General features: G+C 64.8%; 21 protein-coding genes. 9 read left to right on the forward strand and 12 right to left on the reverse strand.

The features are described from left to right. Window positions 1-35 precede the first annotated feature (35 nt). The 4 genes from G6P88_RS15650 to G6P88_RS15665 form a co-directional block, all read right to left on the reverse strand. The gene (locus G6P88_RS15650; RefSeq protein WP_345719168.1) at window positions 36-1,232 is read right to left on the reverse strand and encodes a glutathionylspermidine synthase family protein; all 1,197 of its coding nucleotides are present in this window, start codon (window positions 1,230-1,232) and stop codon (window positions 36-38) included. Continuing rightward, on the reverse strand, window positions 1,186-1,605 hold the full coding sequence (locus G6P88_RS15655; RefSeq protein WP_165323998.1) for a hypothetical protein: 420 nt from the start codon (window positions 1,603-1,605) through the stop codon (window positions 1,186-1,188). Before G6P88_RS15655 ends, G6P88_RS15650 begins: the two co-directional genes overlap by 47 nt. A 10-nt stretch (window positions 1,606-1,615) precedes the next feature. Next, window positions 1,616-2,026, reverse strand: a complete 411-nt coding sequence (locus tag G6P88_RS15660; RefSeq protein ID WP_165323999.1) for a DUF350 domain-containing protein — start codon at window positions 2,024-2,026, stop codon at window positions 1,616-1,618. 173 nt (window positions 2,027-2,199) lie between these two features. Then, window positions 2,200-3,093 carry a hypothetical protein gene (locus tag G6P88_RS15665; RefSeq protein WP_165324000.1) on the reverse strand — a complete coding sequence of 298 codons (894 nt, stop codon included), beginning with the start codon at window positions 3,091-3,093 and terminating at the stop codon, window positions 2,200-2,202. A gap of 174 nt (window positions 3,094-3,267) precedes the next feature. On the opposite strand from G6P88_RS15665, the gene G6P88_RS15670 reads away from it, so the two are divergent. Then, on the forward strand, window positions 3,268-3,696 hold the full coding sequence (locus tag G6P88_RS15670) for a nuclear transport factor 2 family protein (RefSeq protein WP_165324001.1): 429 nt from the start codon (window positions 3,268-3,270) through the stop codon (window positions 3,694-3,696). 43 nt (window positions 3,697-3,739) lie between these two features. On the opposite strand, the gene G6P88_RS15675 is transcribed toward G6P88_RS15670, so the two are convergent. From G6P88_RS15675 to G6P88_RS15685, 3 genes are read right to left on the reverse strand one after another with little or no spacing between them, the layout of a single operon-like run. Continuing rightward, a complete protein-coding gene (locus G6P88_RS15675; protein ID WP_165324002.1) occupies window positions 3,740-4,507 on the reverse strand; it encodes an SDR family NAD(P)-dependent oxidoreductase in 768 nt (255 codons plus the stop codon). After that, the gene (locus G6P88_RS15680; protein ID WP_165324003.1) at window positions 4,498-5,397 is read right to left on the reverse strand and encodes an SDR family NAD(P)-dependent oxidoreductase; all 900 of its coding nucleotides are present in this window, start codon (window positions 5,395-5,397) and stop codon (window positions 4,498-4,500) included. The genes G6P88_RS15675 and G6P88_RS15680 overlap by 10 nt, the downstream gene beginning before the upstream one ends. Window position 5,398: 1 nt before the next feature. Continuing rightward, complete coding sequence (locus tag G6P88_RS15685; protein ID WP_165324004.1) at window positions 5,399-7,792, reverse strand: TonB-dependent receptor; 2,394 nt, start codon at window positions 7,790-7,792, stop codon at window positions 5,399-5,401. A 301-nt stretch (window positions 7,793-8,093) separates the two neighbouring features. Between G6P88_RS15685 and G6P88_RS15690 the strand changes: the two genes are divergently transcribed. Beyond that, entirely contained in the window at window positions 8,094-8,864 is a 771-nt protein-coding gene (locus G6P88_RS15690; RefSeq protein WP_165324005.1) for an SDR family NAD(P)-dependent oxidoreductase, read from the forward strand. Between the two features lie 2 nt (window positions 8,865-8,866). Here the strand turns inward: G6P88_RS15690 and G6P88_RS15695 are convergent, their stop codons facing one another. From G6P88_RS15695 to G6P88_RS15715, 5 genes are all read right to left on the reverse strand, one after another. Further along, a complete protein-coding gene (locus G6P88_RS15695) occupies window positions 8,867-9,613 on the reverse strand; it encodes a helix-turn-helix domain-containing protein (protein ID WP_226946603.1) in 747 nt (248 codons plus the stop codon). A 172-nt stretch (window positions 9,614-9,785) separates the two neighbouring features. Beyond that, the gene (locus tag G6P88_RS15700; protein ID WP_165324007.1) at window positions 9,786-10,586 is read right to left on the reverse strand and encodes an SDR family NAD(P)-dependent oxidoreductase; all 801 of its coding nucleotides are present in this window, start codon (window positions 10,584-10,586) and stop codon (window positions 9,786-9,788) included. Then, entirely contained in the window at window positions 10,586-11,035 is a 450-nt protein-coding gene (locus G6P88_RS15705; RefSeq protein ID WP_165324008.1) for a nuclear transport factor 2 family protein, read from the reverse strand. The genes G6P88_RS15700 and G6P88_RS15705 overlap by 1 nt, the downstream gene beginning before the upstream one ends. After that, a complete protein-coding gene (locus tag G6P88_RS15710) occupies window positions 11,032-12,198 on the reverse strand; it encodes a sulfotransferase family protein (protein WP_165324009.1) in 1,167 nt (388 codons plus the stop codon). Before G6P88_RS15710 ends, G6P88_RS15705 begins: the two co-directional genes overlap by 4 nt. Window positions 12,199-12,218: 20 nt before the next feature. Further along, window positions 12,219-12,959, reverse strand: coding sequence for an SDR family NAD(P)-dependent oxidoreductase (locus G6P88_RS15715; protein ID WP_206335955.1), 741 nt, complete (start codon window positions 12,957-12,959; stop codon window positions 12,219-12,221). 207 nt (window positions 12,960-13,166) lie between these two features. On the opposite strand from G6P88_RS15715, the gene G6P88_RS15720 reads away from it, so the two are divergent. Genes G6P88_RS15720 through G6P88_RS15750 form a run of 7 tightly spaced genes read left to right on the forward strand, consistent with a single transcriptional unit; the run spans window position 13,167 to window position 19,439 of the window. After that, window positions 13,167-13,958, forward strand: coding sequence for an SDR family NAD(P)-dependent oxidoreductase (locus tag G6P88_RS15720; RefSeq protein ID WP_165324011.1), 792 nt, complete (start codon window positions 13,167-13,169; stop codon window positions 13,956-13,958). 5 nt (window positions 13,959-13,963) lie between these two features. Next, window positions 13,964-14,725: an SDR family NAD(P)-dependent oxidoreductase gene (locus G6P88_RS15725; RefSeq protein ID WP_165324012.1), complete on the forward strand. Its 762-nt coding sequence runs from the start codon at window positions 13,964-13,966 to the stop codon at window positions 14,723-14,725. Window positions 14,726-14,729: 4 nt separating this feature from the next. Further along, window positions 14,730-15,971 carry an NADH:flavin oxidoreductase gene (locus tag G6P88_RS15730; RefSeq protein WP_165324013.1) on the forward strand — a complete coding sequence of 414 codons (1,242 nt, stop codon included), beginning with the start codon at window positions 14,730-14,732 and terminating at the stop codon, window positions 15,969-15,971. Beyond that, window positions 15,961-16,737 (forward strand): SDR family oxidoreductase, encoded by a 777-nt coding sequence (locus G6P88_RS15735; RefSeq protein ID WP_165324014.1) that lies wholly within the window; start codon window positions 15,961-15,963, stop codon window positions 16,735-16,737. Before G6P88_RS15730 ends, G6P88_RS15735 begins: the two co-directional genes overlap by 11 nt. Further along, window positions 16,734-17,825, forward strand: coding sequence for a DUF1214 domain-containing protein (locus G6P88_RS15740; RefSeq protein WP_165324015.1), 1,092 nt, complete (start codon window positions 16,734-16,736; stop codon window positions 17,823-17,825). Before G6P88_RS15735 ends, G6P88_RS15740 begins: the two co-directional genes overlap by 4 nt. Beyond that, window positions 17,818-18,288 (forward strand): nuclear transport factor 2 family protein, encoded by a 471-nt coding sequence (locus G6P88_RS15745; RefSeq protein ID WP_165324016.1) that lies wholly within the window; start codon window positions 17,818-17,820, stop codon window positions 18,286-18,288. The genes G6P88_RS15740 and G6P88_RS15745 overlap by 8 nt, the downstream gene beginning before the upstream one ends. Further along, a complete protein-coding gene (locus G6P88_RS15750) occupies window positions 18,285-19,439 on the forward strand; it encodes an acyl-CoA dehydrogenase family protein (protein WP_165324017.1) in 1,155 nt (384 codons plus the stop codon). Before G6P88_RS15745 ends, G6P88_RS15750 begins: the two co-directional genes overlap by 4 nt. The last annotated feature ends 109 nt before the right edge of the window (window positions 19,440-19,548 follow it).

Below are 19,548 nucleotides of genomic sequence, written 5' to 3' on the forward strand. Positions count from 1 at the left end.
GTCTCGCAGGACAGAGTAAGGCAGGCGCCGATTCCTCAACCGTCGATGATGTGCGGTACGAAGCGCGCCATGTTGCCGGTGATGAGCCCATCCTCGCGAATGCCGACCCCGGCGGCTTCGCCATCGACGATCCACGACCCGATGACCGGGTGAAATCCGTCGAATCCGTCCGATCGGAACCTCTGCTGGTACAGCAGGCGATCGGCGGCATAATTGCCCTCCGACTGGGCGATCACCTTTCCCGCTTCCACCACCCGAATATTTGCGCCTTCCCGTGAGAGAAAGGGTTTGGCGACATGGCTGTCGCCGATCGCGTCACGGGTGCTCGATGCCGGCAACAGGTTCGGATGGCCGGGAAACAACTTCCACAGCAGCTCGAGTATGGCCTTGTTGCTCCAGAGCATCTTCCAGATCGGCTCGATCCACAGCGTTGCCGGCAGGTTCCGGACGATCTCGGGTCCGTAGCGCTCGTCGACGATCCATTCCCAGGGATAGAGCTTGAAGATCGTGCTGATCAGATAGTCGTCGAGATCGACGATGCGGCCGTCCTCGTCGATCCCGATGTCGCCGATCAATATTGCCCGCGTGGCGATCCCTGCCTGCTCGGCCAGATCGCGCAGATAGGTCGTGGTGATGGTGTCTTCGTGCGACGGGTCTGCCGCGTGGGTAAACCAGGCCCTGCGGCCCGGCAGGGAGCGCGCCAGCCGGCGCCACCGCGCCAGCAGCTTGTCGTGGAGACTGTTGAACTGGTCATGTTCGGGAAAACACTGCTCCTTCCAGTCCCACTGGACGACCGCCGCTTCGAGCATGCCGGTGGGGGTGTCGCAGTTGAACTCGTACAGCTTTGGTTCGTCCGACCCATCGTAGCCGAAGTCGAAGCGGCCGACGTTGAGCGCCGGCGGCTGATCGCGCCAACTGTCGGCAATCGCCTGGCGGCAATAGACCGGAATACCGAAATGCTGCATCAACGCCGGGTTACGGACCATGTGGGCGCCTGCCTCGACGAACAGGGCATGGACATTCTCGGTTGCGGTTTCAATCCGTTCGACGTCCGCTGCGCAGAGCGCATAATGGACGGTTTCGTCCCAATAGACATTGGCTCCGTCGCTGTGCCAAATCAGCCCGAGGCGCTCGACACGCCTGCGCCAGTCGGCACGGGCTTCGCGGTTGCGCCGCTCCATCGGCTCAGGACCAGCCGCCCCCGAAGCGCCGCCCGCTGGAGCCGAGTCCACCACGCGATACCGCCCTGGACCGGGTCATGTTTACCGAAGATGGCGCCTGATAATAGGATATGCCGGGGCGGCGTTCGTAAGATCCACTGCCGTCCTGCGCTGCGCCCGATACGGAATCGAGCAGGAAGGGCAGGCGGGCACCGCGATTGAGGTAGAACCACCGCCCGCCGCCATGCGCCGAACTGCCGCTTCCGTTGGTGTCGCCTTCATGGCAGTTGGGGTCGGCGACCCTGTACCCCTGGCTGTCTACGCAGACTGCCGTGTCCAGATCCGCCACCGGGTCTTCCCATTGGGGCTCGGCCGAGGGCGTCAAGGCGGAGACAGCGATGAGCGCGGCTGCGACCGAGGAGGTCAGGGCGACGTTCTTGTCCATCGGCCGACGCTCAGGGAACCATGCAGGCGGCTTGCAGGATACCCATGCCGAGGCCGATGCCGCCGACGAATATCCCGGAAGCGGTGCAGCCTTTGCTGATCCGGTCCTCTATCGCGCGGAACAGCAGGCGCGCTATGGCGAAGAAGACGAGCGCCTGAATGAGCGCCGCGACCGCTCCCCACAGAAGCATGTCGATCGCGCTGACCGAATGGGCGATCACGAGCGCGACGGGAATGGCGAAGCCAAGGAAGGTCCCGACAAGTTGCACCGCGGCGGCGCTGTTGCCCTGGCGGATCAACGCGAATTCGGGATGAGGGGTGATCCGGACGTAGAGCACCATGAAGGCGAGCGCGAGACCGACCGCGCCAGCGAAATAGGCCAGGAAATGCGGTAAGGCCCCAATGAAATAGCTGAGCAGCATGTCGTCCCCTTGTGCGCCGACGCTAACAAGCCCCGCAGCGGCGGCAAAGCGAAATGGCGGCGAAAAAGCGCGGCATTTTGCTCCATTGTGGAGCCATGCGCAGGCGGCCGCACACAGAAAGGGCGCCACCGGTTGCCCGGCGACGCCCTTCCTGACGAAAAAGGGGATGACGATTATTCGGCGGCGGTTGCCATCGCATGGTCGTCATTGGCGCCGCGCGGGTCTTCGCTGACCGCGGTCGTCCAGGCCCACTCGCCCGGAGGCGGCGGGTTGGTGATGCCATATTCCTCGCGGATGTCCTGCACCTGCCAGTCGAGATAGTCGCGGAAGGGGATCAGGAAGAGCGGGTGCTTCCAGGCGCGGCCCTGGGCGGCGCCGATGTCCTCTGCGTCGAGCTCGACCTTGAATGCCTCCGGATAGAAGAGGCCGCTCTTCATCGTCGTCTTCGCCTTCAGATAGGTGCTGACGCGGTTGAAGAAGGCAGCGAGCTCCGGCTTGAAATATTTGTAGAGCGCGCGCGAATTGGCGGCGAGCAGCGCGACTTCACCGGCATGGTTCGTCTCGAACCCGGTGATCATGTGCTCGATATCGTGGGTGTGGGTCCGCTCCTTCATGTAGAAATCGAAGTCGGTCTTGATTTCCATACCCTGATAGAAGTGGTCCATATTGTAGCCGCTGTTGACCACGAAATCATGGATCACCGAGCGCAGCGTGCCGGGCTTCGGGTCCTTGAGCTCGTCCATCGTGAACAGCGAGATCTTGCGGCCTTCGAGCCACGCCTTGAACTCGGGCAGGCGCGCCTTCTCTTCCTCGAACAGCTGGAAGATACGGGGCCAGTCCTCGAGCTCCATCAGGATCTTGACCACATTGGGGATGAAGGCGGTGTTCGGAAGCTCGGGGCCGTTCCGGCGCAGCATTTCCTGCGCGATCAGCGTGCGAAGCTCCGCATGGTTGAGATAGGGCGACGAGCTGATCAGCGTCGAACTCTGCGTCGTGATGTTGGCGCCGGTGCCGTTATAATAGGCGAAGTCGGCGTCGCTCACTTTCGCTGCGATATTGTCTTCCATGTCCGCTCTCCTGCTTGAGCCCCTCGCGGGGGGCAGCCTCTCCAATGGCGTAAAGCTATTTCGGAACCTATTTCACTTATATCGACGCGGCAAGGGAAATGCGCTGGAAAGATAGCGGTTCGCGACGATTCTCTTTAGCTTTTGCGTAGTGGAGAGGGTGATTCGGAGCGAATTATGGAAAATCAGCGTGAGGCGATACGCAATCAGCTGGCTCGATTCGCCCGCATCCTCGACTCGCGGTCATGGGAGTCGGTGGGCGACGTCTTCGCGGACGAGGTGAGCTTCCATTATGGCGACGGTCGCGAGCAGTCCGGAATCGCCGCCATGCGCGAGCAGTTTCGCGCCTTCCTGGACGGATGCGGTCCGTCGCAGCACCTGCTCGGGAGCATCGCGATCGAGCCCGATGGCGAGGGGTGGCTGTCCCGTACCTACGTTCAGGCGCGACATCAGGGACGCGGAGACCGCGCCGACCGGATCTTCGACACGCATGGCGACTATGTCGATCGGTGGCGGAAGGTTGCGGGCCACTGGAAGGTCGTTCGCCGCGACGTTACATGGTCGATGCACATCGGCGATCCGACGATCCTCGGCCCGGGCGACTGAGCTCCCCAGGGTTTCGCGCTGCCTTTGGCAGGGCGATGGAGCCTTAGGGACGGATGGAGGCGCCGCCATCGACGGCGAGCACTTGGCCGTTGATCCACTCGCCATCTGGCGAGAAGAGCATCGCAACCATCGCGGCGATGTCCTCGCTCTCGCCCAGCCGCCAGTGGCGGTGCGCGGCGAGGACCTGCTGCTGAAACTCGACCGGCATATTCTGCTTGATCTGCGCGGTCATCACCATGCCGGGCGCGATCGCATTGGCGCGGACACCCTCCTTGCCCCAGCGACTGGCGATGTGGCGGACAAGCGCGTTCACTGCGGCCTTGGTCATCGCATAGGCCACGCGCTCGGGCTCGCCCATATGCGCTGCCGATGACGAAGTGACGATGAAGGCGCCGCGGTTTGCGACGAGATGGGGAAGGGCGTGGCGCGCGCAGGAGAGAACCCCGCGCATGTTGACCGCCACGGTCGCATCGAATGTCTCGAGGGAAATGGTTACCGCATCGCCATCCTCGCGGATCGCCTTCATGTTGGCCGCATTGGCGTGCATGAAATCGAGCCGGCCGAAATGCTCGACCGCCTTCGCCACAAGGGCTGCGACCGATGCGTCGTCGCCCTGGTCATAGGCCATGCCGATCACGCGAAGGCCTTCGGCGGCCATCGCGTCCGCATCGGCGCGTGCGGCGTCGCCGTTGAGATCGCCGAGCAACACGCCGGCGCCTTCCCGGGCGAGTCGCAAGGCGGTCGCAGTTCCGATCCCGCCAGCCCCTGCAACGATCGCAACCTTGCCGTCCAGTCTCTGCATCATGCCCATTCCGCCAAGCCTGTTATTGCCGGATGCGACCAGGCCGGCGGTTCTGCCGGCGGCAGGCTGTCCCGGCCGTCCAGCGATCGCACGTCGAGCCGCTGGTCGTGCGGCCATTGCATCGAATAGGCGATCCGACCGGTACGCTCGCCCGCAGGCAGATGACACATGTCGAGCACCGTCGCGGCGATATAGGCGACGTCCTCGGTCGGATAGTCGCTCGGTATCAGCTGGTCGGCGCCGGGCGTGCGGATTGCGGTCGACGGTGCGACCACGTTGACCGCGATATTCCAGTCGATCAGTTCGGCGGCCAGCCCCTGGCTGAACCGGTTCAGCGCCGCCTTGGTCGCGGCATAGACGGTGTCCCCGCCGGCCCGCGCATAATCGGCATAAGGCCGGAGCGGCGGCATCGCGGTGACCGAGCCGATGTTGACGATCCAGCCTGCGCCGGCCGCCTTCATCGCGGGGATCGCGGCGCGGCTGAGCGCGAAGGGGACTTCGAGATAGTGGAGCAAGGTTCGCCGGAAGGTGTCGTCGCTCATCGCGTCGACGCGCGCATAATCGGCGAAGCCCGCATTGTTGACGAGGATGTCGATTGCGCCGGCCGCCTCGATCGTCCGATCGATCAGCGTGCCGCGCTGGGCCTCGTCTTCCAGGTCGGCCGCCAGCGCGATGGCGCGGCCGCCTGCGGTTTCGATAAGGGAGACGGTTTCCTCAAGCGTTCCGGCGACCAAATGGTCGGCACCGAACCGCTTCTGAAGGGCTGGGGCGCCGACCGAGCGCGCGGTGACAACCACCGTCGCGCCGGCCGACGCCAGCCTTTGAGCGACCGCCCGGCCGATGCCGCGACTGGCACCAGTGACCAGCGCGACACGACCGGCAAGCTGCGGTTGCGGCATCTTAGAAGGCGAAGCCCAGTTCGACGCCGTAGGTGCGGCCGCGATCATAGGTGCCCACAAGCGAGAGCACCGGCGCACCGAAGGAGATATATTGCTTGTCGAGGATGTTCTGACCGAAGGCCGAGACCGAGAAGCTCGAGCTGCCTACCGGAACGTTCATCAGGCCGACGCGGCCATCGACGAGCCAGTAACCGGGCTGCTTATTCTCATTCTCCAGCGCGACCTGTCCGGCGAGGTTCCGGAAGGGCGTCGAGGTCAGATAATATTTGCTGCGGTAACGACCCTCGATACGCGCTTGGAGATGGCTGCCGTTCGAGAATTCCGGAGCATCATATTGGGCCGAGACGCGGCCCGTCCAGGTCGAGTTATAGGTGGTACGGGCCACGTCGGCGACTTCGACGCCATTCAGAATGAACGTCTTATAGTCGAGATCGGCATAGCCGATATTGCCGCTGAGCACGAGACCGCGAACCGGGACGACGTCGGCCTCGACTTCGAAGCCCTTGATCTTGGCCTTGCCCGCATTGTCGAAGAACTGGCGGCCGTTGATGAAGTTCTGCGTCTGCAGGTCCTTATAGTCGCTGTAGAAGGCCGCGACGTTCAGGCGGACCCGGTTGTCGAACATCTGCGTCTTGGCGCCGAGTTCGTAGGCGACCAGCGTTTCCGGCTTGTACGGAATGCCACTGAGAATGCCGCCAGCCACATAGCCGCTCGAAATCTTGCCGTAGACGGTGGAGTCGTCGGTCGGCCGCCAGGTCACGATGCCGGTGTAGTTCAGCTTGTTGAACGACACCGAATATTTGCCGACGCCGAGGGCGCCGCCCTGCGCGTTGGAAATCGCGTTGATGTTCAGCTTGCGGTCGTCGATCGTGTAGCGGAGGCCGCCGGTGACGTCGATCCGGTCGCCCAGATGGATGGTCAGCTGACCATAGCCGGCGATCGAGTCGTTGATCGACAGCGTGTCGGTCAGGCCGCTGCCGAAGACCGCATCGAGCGGGCTCGGTACGACCGTGCCATTCGGCGTCGGCGACAAAATGCCCAGCACGTCGGTCGCGGGCGACCGCTCGTGGAAGTAGAAGGCACCCGCCGTCAGTTCATAATTCTCGCCATCCAGCTGGATCTGGAATTCCTGGCTGAACTGCTTCTGGCTGGTGTCACGCGAGGTGAGCAGCGAGAAGAAATAGTCGTTTGGGCCGGGAATATTGGCCGGGTTGAACAGGGCCGCCTGGATCTGCGCAGGGGTCAGGCCCGGGGTGATCAGTGCGCCCAACTGGCCGAAGGTGAACCGCAGACCGCCGCTCGCGGCGAGGTCATACACATTCGGGTCCTGCTTGAACTTGCGATAGGCGGTGATGCTCTTCAGCGTGACGAGATCGTTCGGCTTGACGGCCAGGGTCAGGCTGTGACCCTGGGTCACGACATGCTCGGCGCTGGTGGCGTTCGCGACTGCCTTGAGCCGCGAATTCGGGGCGATGTTGGTGATGCCGCCGAAGAAGGGCTGGAGGTTGACGATCGGTTGCAGCAGCGCGCCCGACTGGTCGGGGATCACGCCCAGGCTCTGCATCGCGCGGCCAACGGTGCGCGAGTCGGTATAGTCGAAGCGATAGTCGGCGGTCAGATTGCCGAACTCGCCGCGGATCGCCAGCTGGCCGCCGTCGATGTTGCGACCGCCGAGCTTCTTGGCGAAGGTCTGCGTGCCGAACTTCGGATCGCGCAGCGACATGTTGAGCGTCTTGCCGCCCAGCAGGTTGGTATAGTCGCCGGCAATCTCGTCATGGAGATAGGCGAACTTGACCGAGAAGGGGCCGAAGGCCGGCAGGTTGACGACGACCTTGCCACGAATGGCGTCGTAATTGCCGTAGGACACATTGCCGCGGACATCGAACTCGCCGGTCGGATCGGCGCTCACGAGGCTGATCGCGCCGCTGGTCGCATTGCGGCCGAACAGCGTGCCCTGCGGACCGCGCAGCACTTCGACGCGCTGGATGTCGGCGAGGTCGAAGATCGAGCCGACAGTACGGCCGATATAGACACCGTCCAGATAGATGCCGACCTTGGGGTCGACCGCATTGTTCGACACGCCCGAGGCGACGCCGCGAATGGCGATCGACGGGTTGCTCTGCAGGCCCTGCGTCTGGATCTGAAGGCTCGGCGCGAGGCCGGCAAGATTTTTGACGTTGGTAACGCGCAGCGTGTCGAGCTGCTCGCTGCTGATCGCGGTGACGGCGACGGGAACCTTCTGCAGGCTCTCGGCGCGGCGCTGGGCGGTCACGACGATCTCTTCCAGGCCTGCCATGTCCGACTCGGACGCCTGCGGCGCGGTGTCCTGCGCGACGGCTGCGGTGGCAAGAAGGGAAACGCCGGCAAGCGCCAGCGCGGTTGTGGTGAAGCGCATGAAATCCTCTCCTGAGTCGACGCTGTAATTATCTCCGGCGTCGTGCCCGTATCGGGTTCGCGCCACCGGCTCGGTACGTCTGGATGGCGCGCAGCCTTTCGCCGCCGCGCCGCCCTCAAAGGCTCAGCTCGCCCTGTCCTTACATCTCGGCATGTCCCCCGCTCTCCTTTTTCGACTTGCGCTGGATATTTGTCTATCGTTTACGCAAGTGAGGAATGTATCGAGAGATCGGCTGCCAATCCAGTCAAATTTGGACCGTAGTCGACGAATTCGAGCAATAAATGGGAAAGGAGATTGGATCATGGGCGAGGCAATGGCCGGCAAGGTCGTCATCGTTACCGGCGGCAGCGATGGCATCGGCCGTGCAACTGCGGTGGAACTCGCCCGAAACGCTGCGCATGTCGTTATCTGCGCCCGGCGGGAGGCCGTTCTCGCGGAGGCTCATGCCGAGGTGCAGGCTGCAGGATCGGTCGAATCGCACATTCTCGATGTTGGCGAAGCGGCGGCGTTCGCTGGACTCATAGCCGATGTCGCGAAGCGCCATGGCCGGCTCGACGGTCTCGTGAACAATGCCATGGCCGTGTCTTACAAGGACGTGCTGGACCTGACGCTGGACGACTGGCGGCACGACTTCCGCGTCAATGCGGAGGCGGTGTTCGTGGGAACCCAGGCGGCGATGCGCATCATGCTGCCGCAGGGCTGGGGTTCGATCGTCAACATCTCCTCGCTCAACGGGCTGCGGGCGATGCCCGGCATGGCGAGCTATTCGGCGTCCAAGGCGGCGCTGGTCCATTTCAGCGCGGTTGCGGCCGCGGAAGCCGCGCCGCATGGCGTTCGCGTGAACGTCGTTGCCCCCGGTCAGGTCATGACGCCCGCCACGCGCGCCTTCGCTGCCGCCGATCCCGACCGCAACGCCCGGGTTTCCGAGACGATACCGATGCGGCGGGGTGGTGAGCCCGAGGAGATCGCGCGGGTGGTGCGATTCCTTCTGTCGGACGAGGCCTCGTTCGTAACCGGGGCATGCCTGCCGGTCGACGGCGGCAAGCTGCAGCAGCTTTACGTTCCGGCCTGACCTCAGGGGCGGATCAGCGGGCGCATCGACCGGGCGACGGCAAGAACACAGTGCCACTCGCCCGGCAGCGCTGCGGTCCGCCGATCATCCTGCGCGATGGCGCGCAGCTCTGCGCGAAAGCGTTCGATCGACTCGCGCACGCGCGCCGCGCCCAAGGGCGACAGCTTGATCGTCTCGGCGCCGAAGATCGTTTCCGGGTCGCTATAGTCGATCGTGACGAACAGCTGTTTGAGATGCCGTTCGAAATGCCGGCGCATCGGCACGCGCTGCCAGGCATGGGCAGGGCTGATGCGCGACCGCACACGCCCGCCCGGCAGGCGATCGACCAGGGCGAGGCGTTCCAGCTTCGCCACATGACGCTCAACCGTATCGGGGGGGATGTGAAAGCCTTCGGTGGCCTCGCTCGGCGGCCAGCCGTTCACGATCAGGAAGAAGATCGTCGACAGATCCTTGTCCTGAGTCAGTGCCTCTTCCTGCGCCAGCGTCAGCTGGTCCTTCTCCTGCTCGGCGGTGCGGCTGCTGTCGGCCAACTCGCCGAGCGTGGTGTCGGCCAGCCGGCAGAGCTGCGCCAGCGTGTTGAAGCTCAGGCCGCGTCCGTGGAGCCACCGCTTGATCGTGGCTGAGCCGACCTGCAGCTCTTCGGCCAGTTTGGCCTGCGTCCATCCCGCTGCCCGCAGGGCCCGCCGGAGGGCGCCGAGCATCGCCGCGGCATCTCCGTCGGCGGTATCATTTGCTGCGTCGTCCGGCATCTTGCGGTGATCCATCGTGCTAAAGTGAGAGCGACCCGGTGGAGAGGCAAGCATAATCTCTGTCCTGCGATGTCCGGCCGCCTTCGACGCTGTCGGTCGGACTTCCGACCCTCACTGGTCCGGCCGTCGTCCGCGACGGCCGGATCTCTTATGTCAGGGCCGGCCGCCTCGTTCAGCGGCCTCCGTTCGCCGCGATGTCGATCCCGTTGACGAAGCCTGCGCGCGGGTCGGCCAGAAAGGCGACGACATGCGCGATATCGGCAGGCTCGCCGATCCGGCCTGCGAAGTTCGAGATCATCCCATCCTGAACCTGCGCGGTGATCGACTCCCAGTCGTCGGCCCAGCCATTGGCCTTGGCCATCTCCTTCAGCCAGCGGTCGGGGCCGGTCGAATGGGTCAGGCCCGGGCTGATGCTGTTCGAGGTGATCCCGGTGCGGGCCAGCGCCATGGCCAGGCTTCGGGTGAGCGAGCGGATGGCGAGCTTGGCCGCCTGATAGTCGGGAATGATCGCCATCGGAAAATCGGCCGACTCGCTCGACAGCTGGATCAGCCGCCCCCAGCCCGCCTCGCGCATGCCGGGCACGGCCAGCTTCACCAGCCGGACGATCGAGCCGACATTGGAATTATAGCTGCTGTTCCAGATGTCGGCGTCGGTATCGAGCCACGCCATCGTCCCGCCGCCGGCGGATTCGCCGCCGGCATTATTGACGAGGATATCGACGCCGCCCAGTGCAGCCACCGCCCCGTCGAAGACCGCCTTCGCGCCCGCGTCATCGGACAGCGAACCGGTCACCGCATGCACCGCGCCGCCGGCCTTGGCGACGCGCTCGCGCGCCGCGGCCAGCCGCTCCTCGTTCCGGCCATGAAGGCAGACGTCCGCGCCCTCTTCCGCCAGCCGCAGGGCGATACCTTCGCCCAGGCCCGCGCTCGATCCGGTGACCAGCGCGCGCTTTCCTTCGAGCGGCCGGGACATCAGCTATACTCCAGCTTGATGCGGGTAAGCCGTGTTGCCGCCATCAGCCATCGGTCGCCGACCTTGACGTAGCGATCATGATAATGGCCCCAGCCATGCATGCGGCCGGCCGGGAGCACCGGATGGCCTTCCGGCGTCCAGAGCCAGTCCTCCATCGACCAGATCGCCTTCGCCTCGGTCGGAGACAGCACGTCGATCCGCGGCATATAGCCGAAATGGGCGGTCTTCACCCCGCCGAGCACATAGGCATTGTTCTGCGCGAAGGCCTTGGGATCATGCGACAGCAGGTCCGGATTATGCGGCTCCACCGCCTCGCGCATGTCGGTCTCGGCATCGGCAGTGAAATTGGCGACGAGCGCGTCCCAATCCTGTTCGTCGATGCAGCGGAAATATTCGGCCTTGCAGCGCTTCACGCCCTCGATGGCGAGCAATGTATCGATCGGGTTCATGCGGTCACCTTTTCGGCAAGATAGGTCGCGCGATATTCAGCGAAGTCCTGCTCCACCAGTTCGCGGGTCAGTCCGAAATCCTCGAGCGCATAGCGGTGCGGTGCGCGGTCCTCGCGCTTGTTCGCCTCGACCCATTCGGCCATGCCGGCCTCGATCTCCGGCGTCACGGCGATGCCCGCCTCGGCCAAAACCCGCTTGCCTTCCTCGACGGGCTTCGTCGTCGTGTCGGTGTAGCGCACGTCGATGAAATTGTCGGGGCCGACCTTGGCGCGGACCGACATGAACAGGTCCAGCAGCTCGGCCAGGCGCTTTTCCCAGAAGGCGCCGATGCGCTCGCGATCGACGGTCGACCCCATATGATAGAGCGTCGTCATCATCGAGCAGTAGGACGGCACGGTCTGGACCGGATCGCGATGCGTCATCACGATCTTGGCCTCCGGGAAGGTGTCGAGCACGCCGTCGAGCGCCATCAGGTGGCCGGGCGTCTTGAGCACCCACTTGGTGCCGCGTCGCGCCGGGTCCTGCCACTGCAGCGACTGGAGGATTTCCTTGAGATCGGCATAGCAGCGGGTGCGGCTGTTCTCGATCAGCCAGCGCGCGTAGCTCGGCACGTGATACATCCCCTCGATCATGGTCGAGGAGAAGAGCAGGCCGAGGATGATCAACTCCTCGTCCGACTGGTCGATGCTCATCGGATGGATCGACATCAGCTCGGGTGCATGTTCGAGCATATAGGCCAGATAATGCTTGGCCGCTTCACGGCGCCCGTCGGGCTTGCCGCGCTCCTCGCCGGGGAAGGGCGCGTAATTCTGGGCTTCCCACCATTTCACGCCGGTCATGCCCGGGGCGGACGAGAGCATCCGGTGGAGCATCGTGCTGCCGGTGCGCGGAAGGCCCACGACGACGGCGGCAATATCGACCTTCTCGTCGAGGATCTCGGGATGGCGCTTGATCAGGTCGACATGGCGAAGCCGGTTGGTCAGGGCGGTGACGATCATCGCCTCCGCCCCGCCGACGCCGACGTCGGTCAGTTTGGCTTCGCTGTTCAGGATCGGGATCAGTGCGTCGAGATTTTCGAAAATCCAGGGATCGCCGAAATCCGACAGGCCGGTCGCCTCGATCGCGCGGGCCGCCAGCGTCGCCCGGTCGCTTACATTGCTCATGTCATTCCTCTCCAAAAGGCTCAGACGCCGTAGCCGCCGGCGACGGCGAGCTGCTGTCCGGTCGTGTAGCCCGCACGGTTCGATATCAGGAAGGAGACGGCATGGCCGATCTCCTCCGCCTTGCCCCAGCGCCGCAGGGGCAGCTGCGATTGCACCTCCTTGACCCAGGCGTCGTCGAACTGCCCCTGGGCCAGAAGCTCATGAAACATGCCGGCATCGATCACGCCGACCAGGACGCTGTTGGCGCGGATGCCGTGACGCCCTTCTTCCTTGGCGATGCCCCGCACCAGCGACTCGTTGGCCGCCTTGGGCGCCACCGAGAGGCCGTCGCGCGGCGGCCAGTAAAGATCGCCGGCCGACCCCAGATGGACGAAGGAGCCGCCGCCGGTCGCGCGAAAATGCGGGATCAGGGCCTGCGCCGCCGAGAAGAATCCGTTCACCTCGACCTCGATCGCGCGCTTCCACTTCTCCAGCGGCGTCTCGGACAGGTGCAGCTGGTCGACCAGCGGCCCGGCCGCCCAGACGAGGCCGTGCACGCGGCCATGCTCCGCGATCGCTGCATCGCGCGCGGCATCGAGCGTGGCGGGGTCGGTCGCATCGACCTGGTGCAGCGAGACTTTCCGGCCATAGGCGCGCAGCGCCTCGGCCAGCGCCTCGGCCGCCTCCCGCTTGCTGCGGAAGCACAGCGCCACGTCGCTGCCGTCGCGCGCGAGCGCGCGGGCACAAGCTGCGCCGAGCCCGCCCGTGGCGCCGAGCACCATGGTTGCGCCATCCGGAAAAATCTGATCGCTCACGCGTCCCCTCCTTATGGTAATGGCGGTTCGCATTCCGCCGCTCCATTATCTCTGCGTCACTGAATTGCAGACTGAGACGGCTAAATCAACACGCATAGCTTGACATGGAAGCGTGAAATGCGGAGGCTTGCGTAACAGAGCCGGTCACAAGCCGGTCATATTCGGAGGGGCCACATGGCGAGACTGGCAGGCAAAGTAGCAATCATCAGCGGCGCAGCGCAGGGCATGGGCGCGGCCACCGCGCGACTCTTCGTGGCTGAGGGCGCCAAGGTCGTCATGGGCGACGTACTCGACGAAAAGGGCCGTGCGGTCGCAGCCGAACTCGGCGAAGCCAATGCGCTCTACCAGCATCTCGACGTTCGCGAGGAGGATCAGTGGGCCGCCATCGTGAAGGCCGCGACCGATCGCTTCGGTAAGCTCGACATCCTCGTCAACAACGCGGCCGTGACGCATTTCGGTGCGGCCGAGGAACTGCGCAAGGAAGATGCGGAGCGGGTGCTGGGCATCAACCTGATCGGCACGATGATGGGCGTGAAGCATGCCGTCCCCGCGCTGAAGGCCAATGGTGGCGGCGTGATCGCCAACATCTCGTCGGTCGATGGTATGCGCGGCTGCAATGGCCTCGTCGCCTATACCGCCAGCAAATGGGCGGTGCGTGGCATCTCCAAATCCTATGCCTATGAATTCGGACCCCACGGCATCCGCGTCGTGTCGATTCATCCGGGCGGCGTGAACACCGAAATGGGCAATCCCGGCCGCGAGAGCGTCGAGACGGTCAACGCCCGTTCCTTCCGCGGCGTGCCGCTGCAGCGCATCGGCGAGCCGGAGGAGATCGCGCGCGCAACGCTGTTCGTGTGCAGCGACGAGGCGAGCTACATCTCGGGCGCCGAGATCGCCGTCGACGGCGGCTGGACCGCCGGCCATTATGAGCCCGCCCTGCCGGGCTGCCCCGACAGCCTGCGGTGACCGCCATGGCGAGGCTGGACAACAAGGTCGCGATCGTTACCGGCGCCGGACAGGGCGTCGGTCGCGGCATCGCGCTGGCGCTTGCGGCTGACGGCGCGGCCGTGGCCGTCGTCGGCAGGACGCTCGACAAGGTGCAGTCGGTCGCGGCGGAAATCGAGGCCGCAGGTGGAAAAGCGCGGGCCTTTCACTGCGACGTGAAGGACGCGGGTTCGATCGAGACGCTCGTCACGGAGGTCGCCGGAGCCTTCGGTGGCATCGACATCCTCGTCAACAATGCGCAGGAGGTTCCGCTCGGGCCGTTGAGCGACGTCAGCGACGAGGCTTTCCTTGCCGGTTTCGAATCGGGTCCGCTCGCCACCTTCCGCCTTATGAAGCAATGCCGCTCGCATCTCGCCAAGTCGGGCGAGGGTGTGATTATCAACCTCGCCACGTCGGCTGCGGTGCGTTGGGACATGAGTGGCTACGGCACTTATGCTGCGGTCAAGGAGGCAACCCGCATTCTGACGCGCGCCGCTGCGGCCGAATGGGGCGTCGAGGGCATTCGCGTGCTGACCGTCGCACCGCATGCCGACTCGCCGGGGCTCAAGGCCTGGATCGAGGCGCGTCCGGAGGAGGCAGAGGCCTTCTTCCGCACGATCCCGCTCCGCCGCATCGGCCGCTGCGAGCAGGATATCGGTCGTGCCGTTTCCGCGCTTTGCGGTCCGGAGTTCGGCTATCTGACCGGTGCCACCGTCCCGCTGGACGGCGGCCAGGCGAATTTCGACTGATCCGATGGGCAGCGCCTTCACTCCGGTGACGATCGGTCCCGTCACGCTGCGCAACCGCTTCATCCGGTCGGGCGCGAACGAGATGATGACCTATCGGTCGCGACCTACGCAGTCGTTGTTGGAGTTCCACCGCCGGCTCGCGGCGGGCGGGGTCGGCATGACGACGCTGGCCTATGTCGCGGTGTCACCCGATGGGCGGACCTTCGCGAGCCAGGGCGTGCTCAATGCCGACAGCATCGCCGACTATCGCGCGATCACCGATGCGGTGCACGCCGAAGGCGCGCTGGCCTCGGCGCAGATCACCCATGGCGGCAGCTTCGTCCAGCACAAGGAACTGTCGACGCCCCGCGCGATGTCGTCCTCGGGCGGCATCGACAAGATGGGTGTTATGATGGGCCGCTTCTTCCAGCGGCAGATGAATCGGCAGGACATGGACCAGGTCCGCGACGAGTTCGTCGCGGCCGCACGCTGTGCGGTCGAGGCCGGCTTCGACGCCGTCGAACTCCACATGGGCCATGGCTATCTGCTCAACCAGTATATTTCGCCGCTCTCGAACAAGCGCCGCGACGAGTATGGCGGCACTGCCGAGAAGCGAGCACGCTTTCCCGCCGAGGTGCTGGCAGCCGTGAAGCAAGCGGTCGGCGACCGCATCGCCGTGCTCGCCAAGATCAATCTCTATGACGGCGCCAAGGGCGGCGCGACAGTCGAGGACGGCATCGTCACCGCGAAGGCGCTCGAAGCTGCGGGCGCGGACATGCTGGTGCTGTCGGGCGGACGGAACATCGAAGCGAGCTATGTGATGTTCTCCAGCCCGCTGCCTTATGACGATCTGGCGCTGATGCAGCGCGGCTTCTTCGCCAAGCTGCAATTCCGGCTGCTCAAGATGGCGACGCCCAAGACCGTCAAATTCTCCGAACTCTATTTCCTCGAAGCTGCGCGGCGGGTGCGTGCAGCGGTCAAGTGCAAGCTCGGCTATCTCGGCGGCGTGCTGTCGCTCGACGGTGCCGAGAAGGCGCTGGCGGAGAATTTCGATGCGGTGGTCATGGCGCGCTCGCTCGTCCACGATCCGGCGCTGGTCTCGAAATGGCAGGCCGACGTAACGCATCGGTCGGCCTGCGACGCCTGCAACCGCTGCGTGGCGGTGATGTACGGCCCGGCCGGCACCTATTGCACCCTGTCGGGGAATGCGATCGATCCCAAGCTCAACAAAATATATGCTGGAGAGGAGCTCAATCATGCTGCTTAAGGACAAGGTGATCGTGATCAGCGGCGTCGGCCCGGGGATGGGCCAGTCGCTGGCAAAGATCGCAGCCGCGGAAGGCGCGAAGGTCGGTCTCGGCGCGCGCAACAAGGCGTTCCTCGATGAGGTGGTGGCAGAGATCAAGGCGAAAGGTGGTCAGGCGATTGCGCTGGCCACGGACGTCACCAAGGCCGACCAGTGCCAGGCGCTCGCCAAGGCGACCGCAGAGGCGTTCGGGCGGATCGATGGCCTCGTCAATTCGGCTTATATGCATGGCGAATGGCTGCCGACCGACATGGCCAATGCCGAGGAATTCGCCGACGTGTTCAACGTCAACTGCGCCGGCGCGCTGCGCATGGCGCAGGCCTGCCTCGACGAACTCAAGAAGTCCAAGGGCGCGATCGTCAACGTGTCGACCATGTCGACGGTCAATCCCTTCCCGGGCGAGGGCGCCTATTCGGCCGGCAAGGGCGGCATGAACGCGCTGACCCGCCACATGGCGAAGGACTTCGGGCGCCACGGCATCCGCGTCAACGTCACGCGCATGGGCTGGATCGGCGGCGCGCCGGTGTGGGGCCATATCGACCGCGAAGTCGCTGGCGGACGCGATCGCGACGAGGTCGTCGGCGAGATCACCGGCCGCATCCCGCTGGGCATCATTCCGCCCGAAGAGGATTGCGCCAAGGCGGTCCTGTTCATGGTTTCCGACTATTCCAAGGTGGTCAACGGGGCGTCGCTCGACGTCAACGGCGGCCAGTATATGGCGCCATGAGCGTCGAGGTGGATCGGGTCGCGCCGGGCGAGGTCTGGCGCGACTTTTGTCGCCGGCTTGAGAAAGCCGGCGACCTCGTCTTCAACGCCGAGGTGGCGGGCACGCCGATCGACCAGGCCGAGGGCTATCGCTATCTCTCGCGCCTGATGCGCATCGCGCTGGAGATGCATCTGGAGAATTCGGACACGGATTTCCCGGGCTTCTACCAGGCCTCGCATCCGACTGCGAAGATCGGCGCCGACAATCCCGACAATCTCTACCTGAACGCGTCGATCAGCGGCGAGCGCCGCTATCGCATCACCGGCAAGCGCGGCACGGTGCCGATCCTCAGCTTCGGTTCCAAGGCGAACCGTTATGCGGTCGACGGTACGATGGCATCGACCGGCGAGATCGACTCCGCCGACATGGTGTTCGAGGCCGATGGCAGCTTCGAGATCATCGCGTCGAAGGAAAAGGCGAACGGCAACTGGCTGCCGCTGGCCGACGACACGTCGATGCTTCTGGTGCGCCAGACCTTTCTCGACCGCGACAATGAACAGCCGGCTACGGTGAAGATCGAGGCGATCGATGCACCACGCGCGACGCCGGAACCGCTGAGCCTGCCCAAGCTCGAACAGAGCTTCGGCAAGGCCGTCGCCTTCGTCGAGGGAACGGCGAAGACCTTCCTGCACTGGGCCGACCTGTTCAAGAAGGAGCAGCTCAACCAGCTGGCGACCACCGACCAGACGATGTTCTTCAAGGCCGGCGGGGATCCGACGATCTTCTACCTGCACGGCTATTGGAAGCTGGAACCGGGCGAGGCGCTGGTGATCGAGACGCCGGTGCCCGACTGCACTTTCTGGAACTTCCAGCTCGACAATATCTGGATGGAATCGCTCGATTACCGCTTCCACCGCGTCCATGTGAACAAGCATAGCGCGAAGACCAACCCGGACGGGTCGGTGACGATCATCGTCGCCGAACGAGACCCCGGCCATGGCAATTGGGTGGATACGGCCGGGCATGAACATGGGACGATGCTGCTGCGCTGGACCGGCGCGAGCGAGCATCCGGTCCCGAAGACTAAGGTGGTGAGGTTAGATGGCTGATCTTGAAGAGCGTATCGCCAGGCTGGAGGCGGAAAGCGACATCCGTCGGCTGAAGGCCCGGTATCTCAACGCCTGCGATGCGAAGGACGTGGAGGCCATCCGCGCCTGCTTCACCCCCGATGCCGAACTCGATTACCAGCCCGTCGGAAAGTTCGGTCCCGACGGGCTGATCGAGGCTTTCACCCAGATCGCGCTGCACAGCCCGATCGTGGACGTGCACCAGATCCACAATGGCGAGATCGAGGTGATCGACGCCGACAATGCCAAGGCGCGCTGGAGCCTGGGCTTCTCGACCTATGATCCGCGTGACGGCAGTTTCCGCTTGATCGGCAGCTTCTACCATGACGAATATGTGCGCACGTCCGACGGCTGGCGCGTGTCGAAATCGCGGCACGAGCCGCGCACCATCATGGACGGCAAGCTTGGCGAGACCGGCGTTACCGCGCGGTCGATCCTCGCATGAGCGGCCTGCGCGAAGAAGCCCGGGCGTGGCTCTCCCAGGCCCTCGACGGACCGTTCGCCGACATTCGCGGCATCGCCGACCTGTCGAGCGAATATGATCGCCGCAAGCAGTGGGAACTGGCGCTCGGTGAGGCCGGCCTGGGGGCCGTGGGCTGGCCGGTGGAACATGGCGGTCGGGGCGCCACCATCGCCGAGCAGGTTGCGGTTGCCGAGGAATATGCGCGGCTGCACGCGCCGCCGCGCATCGCCCATGTCGGCGTCGAACTGGCAGGGCCGACGATCATCGCCTTCGGGACCGAGGCGCAGAAGGCGAAGTTCCTTCCCGGCATCGTTTCGGGCCGCGAGCTGTGGGCGCAGGGCTATTCCGAGCCCAATGCCGGGTCGGACCTCGCGAATGTCCGCACGAAGGCACGGCTCGAAGGCGATCGCTGGATCATCGACGGGCAGAAGATCTGGACCTCGCTCGGCATGATCGCCGACTGGGCTTTCGTCGTCGCGCGCAGCGAGGAGGGTAGCCGGGGTCCCAAGGGGCTCGTCTATCTGCTCGTGCCGCTCGACCAGCCCGGCATCGTGCGCCGGCCGATCCGCCAGATGACCGGCGAGGCCGAGTTCGCCGAGCTGTTCTTCGACGGTGCGGTGACCGATGCGGATAATATCGTCGGCGCGCCGGGGCAGGGCTGGCAGATCGCGATGGCGACGCTCGGTTTCGAGCGCGGCGTGTCGACCGTCGTCCAGCAGATGCATTTTGCCAACGAACTCGCTGCGCTGATCCGGCTGGCCCGGGCCAATGGCGCCGATCGCGACCCCTCGCTGCGGCGCCGGATCGCCGATGCCTGGATCGGACTGGAGGTCATGCGCCATGGTCTGGTGCGGACCCTGTCCGACGAGGCGACCGAGGAACTGGGCGAAGAGGCGCTGACTTCGAAGCTCTACTGGTCGCGCTGGCACCGTGATCTCGGCGATCTGGCGATGGACGTGCAGGGTCTGGCGGGCGAGGTGGCGGAAGGCGAGCATTATCGCTTCAACCAGCTGACCCATATGCACCTCGCCAGCCGGGCGGACACGATCTACGCGGGATCGAGCCAGATCCAGCGAAATCTGATCGCCGAACGCGGCCTCGGCTTGCCCAGGGAACCCCGCGGCGAGCTCTGACCGACATGTTCAGGCGGAGCGGGGGATGGCCTCGCTCCGCCTTTTTCTGTATGCCCGATGGATATGTGACAACATTCCATTGACGCGTGAATGTGATGTTGTCACATGG

It is taken from the genome of Rhizorhabdus phycosphaerae (genome assembly GCF_011044255.1).
GTDB classification, from domain to species: domain Bacteria; phylum Pseudomonadota; class Alphaproteobacteria; order Sphingomonadales; family Sphingomonadaceae; genus Rhizorhabdus; species Rhizorhabdus phycosphaerae.

Excerpts from the sequence above, each read along its gene's own strand:
- G6P88_RS15655 (WP_165323998.1), bottom strand. The coding sequence starts at position 1,605 with ATGGACAAGAACGTCGCCCTGACCTCCTCGGTCGCAGCCGCGCTCATC.
- G6P88_RS15660 (WP_165323999.1), bottom strand. The coding sequence starts at position 2,026 with ATGCTGCTCAGCTATTTCATTGGGGCCTTACCGCATTTCCTGGCCTAT.
- G6P88_RS15665 (WP_165324000.1), bottom strand. The coding sequence starts at position 3,093 with ATGGAAGACAATATCGCAGCGAAAGTGAGCGACGCCGACTTCGCCTAT.
- G6P88_RS15670 (WP_165324001.1), top strand. The coding sequence starts at position 3,268 with ATGGAAAATCAGCGTGAGGCGATACGCAATCAGCTGGCTCGATTCGCC.
- G6P88_RS15675 (WP_165324002.1), bottom strand. The coding sequence starts at position 4,507 with ATGGGCATGATGCAGAGACTGGACGGCAAGGTTGCGATCGTTGCAGGG.
- G6P88_RS15680 (WP_165324003.1), bottom strand. The coding sequence starts at position 5,397 with ATGCCGCAACCGCAGCTTGCCGGTCGTGTCGCGCTGGTCACTGGTGCC.
- G6P88_RS15685 (WP_165324004.1), bottom strand. The coding sequence starts at position 7,792 with ATGCGCTTCACCACAACCGCGCTGGCGCTTGCCGGCGTTTCCCTTCTT.
- G6P88_RS15690 (WP_165324005.1), top strand. The coding sequence starts at position 8,094 with ATGGGCGAGGCAATGGCCGGCAAGGTCGTCATCGTTACCGGCGGCAGC.
- G6P88_RS15695 (WP_226946603.1), bottom strand. The coding sequence starts at position 9,613 with ATGCCGGACGACGCAGCAAATGATACCGCCGACGGAGATGCCGCGGCG.
- G6P88_RS15700 (WP_165324007.1), bottom strand. The coding sequence starts at position 10,586 with ATGTCCCGGCCGCTCGAAGGAAAGCGCGCGCTGGTCACCGGATCGAGC.
- G6P88_RS15705 (WP_165324008.1), bottom strand. The coding sequence starts at position 11,035 with ATGAACCCGATCGATACATTGCTCGCCATCGAGGGCGTGAAGCGCTGC.
- G6P88_RS15710 (WP_165324009.1), bottom strand. The coding sequence starts at position 12,198 with ATGAGCAATGTAAGCGACCGGGCGACGCTGGCGGCCCGCGCGATCGAG.
- G6P88_RS15715 (WP_206335955.1), bottom strand. The coding sequence starts at position 12,959 with ATGGTGCTCGGCGCCACGGGCGGGCTCGGCGCAGCTTGTGCCCGCGCG.
- G6P88_RS15720 (WP_165324011.1), top strand. The coding sequence starts at position 13,167 with ATGGCGAGACTGGCAGGCAAAGTAGCAATCATCAGCGGCGCAGCGCAG.
- G6P88_RS15725 (WP_165324012.1), top strand. The coding sequence starts at position 13,964 with ATGGCGAGGCTGGACAACAAGGTCGCGATCGTTACCGGCGCCGGACAG.
- G6P88_RS15730 (WP_165324013.1), top strand. The coding sequence starts at position 14,730 with ATGGGCAGCGCCTTCACTCCGGTGACGATCGGTCCCGTCACGCTGCGC.
- G6P88_RS15735 (WP_165324014.1), top strand. The coding sequence starts at position 15,961 with ATGCTGCTTAAGGACAAGGTGATCGTGATCAGCGGCGTCGGCCCGGGG.
- G6P88_RS15740 (WP_165324015.1), top strand. The coding sequence starts at position 16,734 with ATGAGCGTCGAGGTGGATCGGGTCGCGCCGGGCGAGGTCTGGCGCGAC.
- G6P88_RS15745 (WP_165324016.1), top strand. The coding sequence starts at position 17,818 with ATGGCTGATCTTGAAGAGCGTATCGCCAGGCTGGAGGCGGAAAGCGAC.
- G6P88_RS15750 (WP_165324017.1), top strand. The coding sequence starts at position 18,285 with ATGAGCGGCCTGCGCGAAGAAGCCCGGGCGTGGCTCTCCCAGGCCCTC.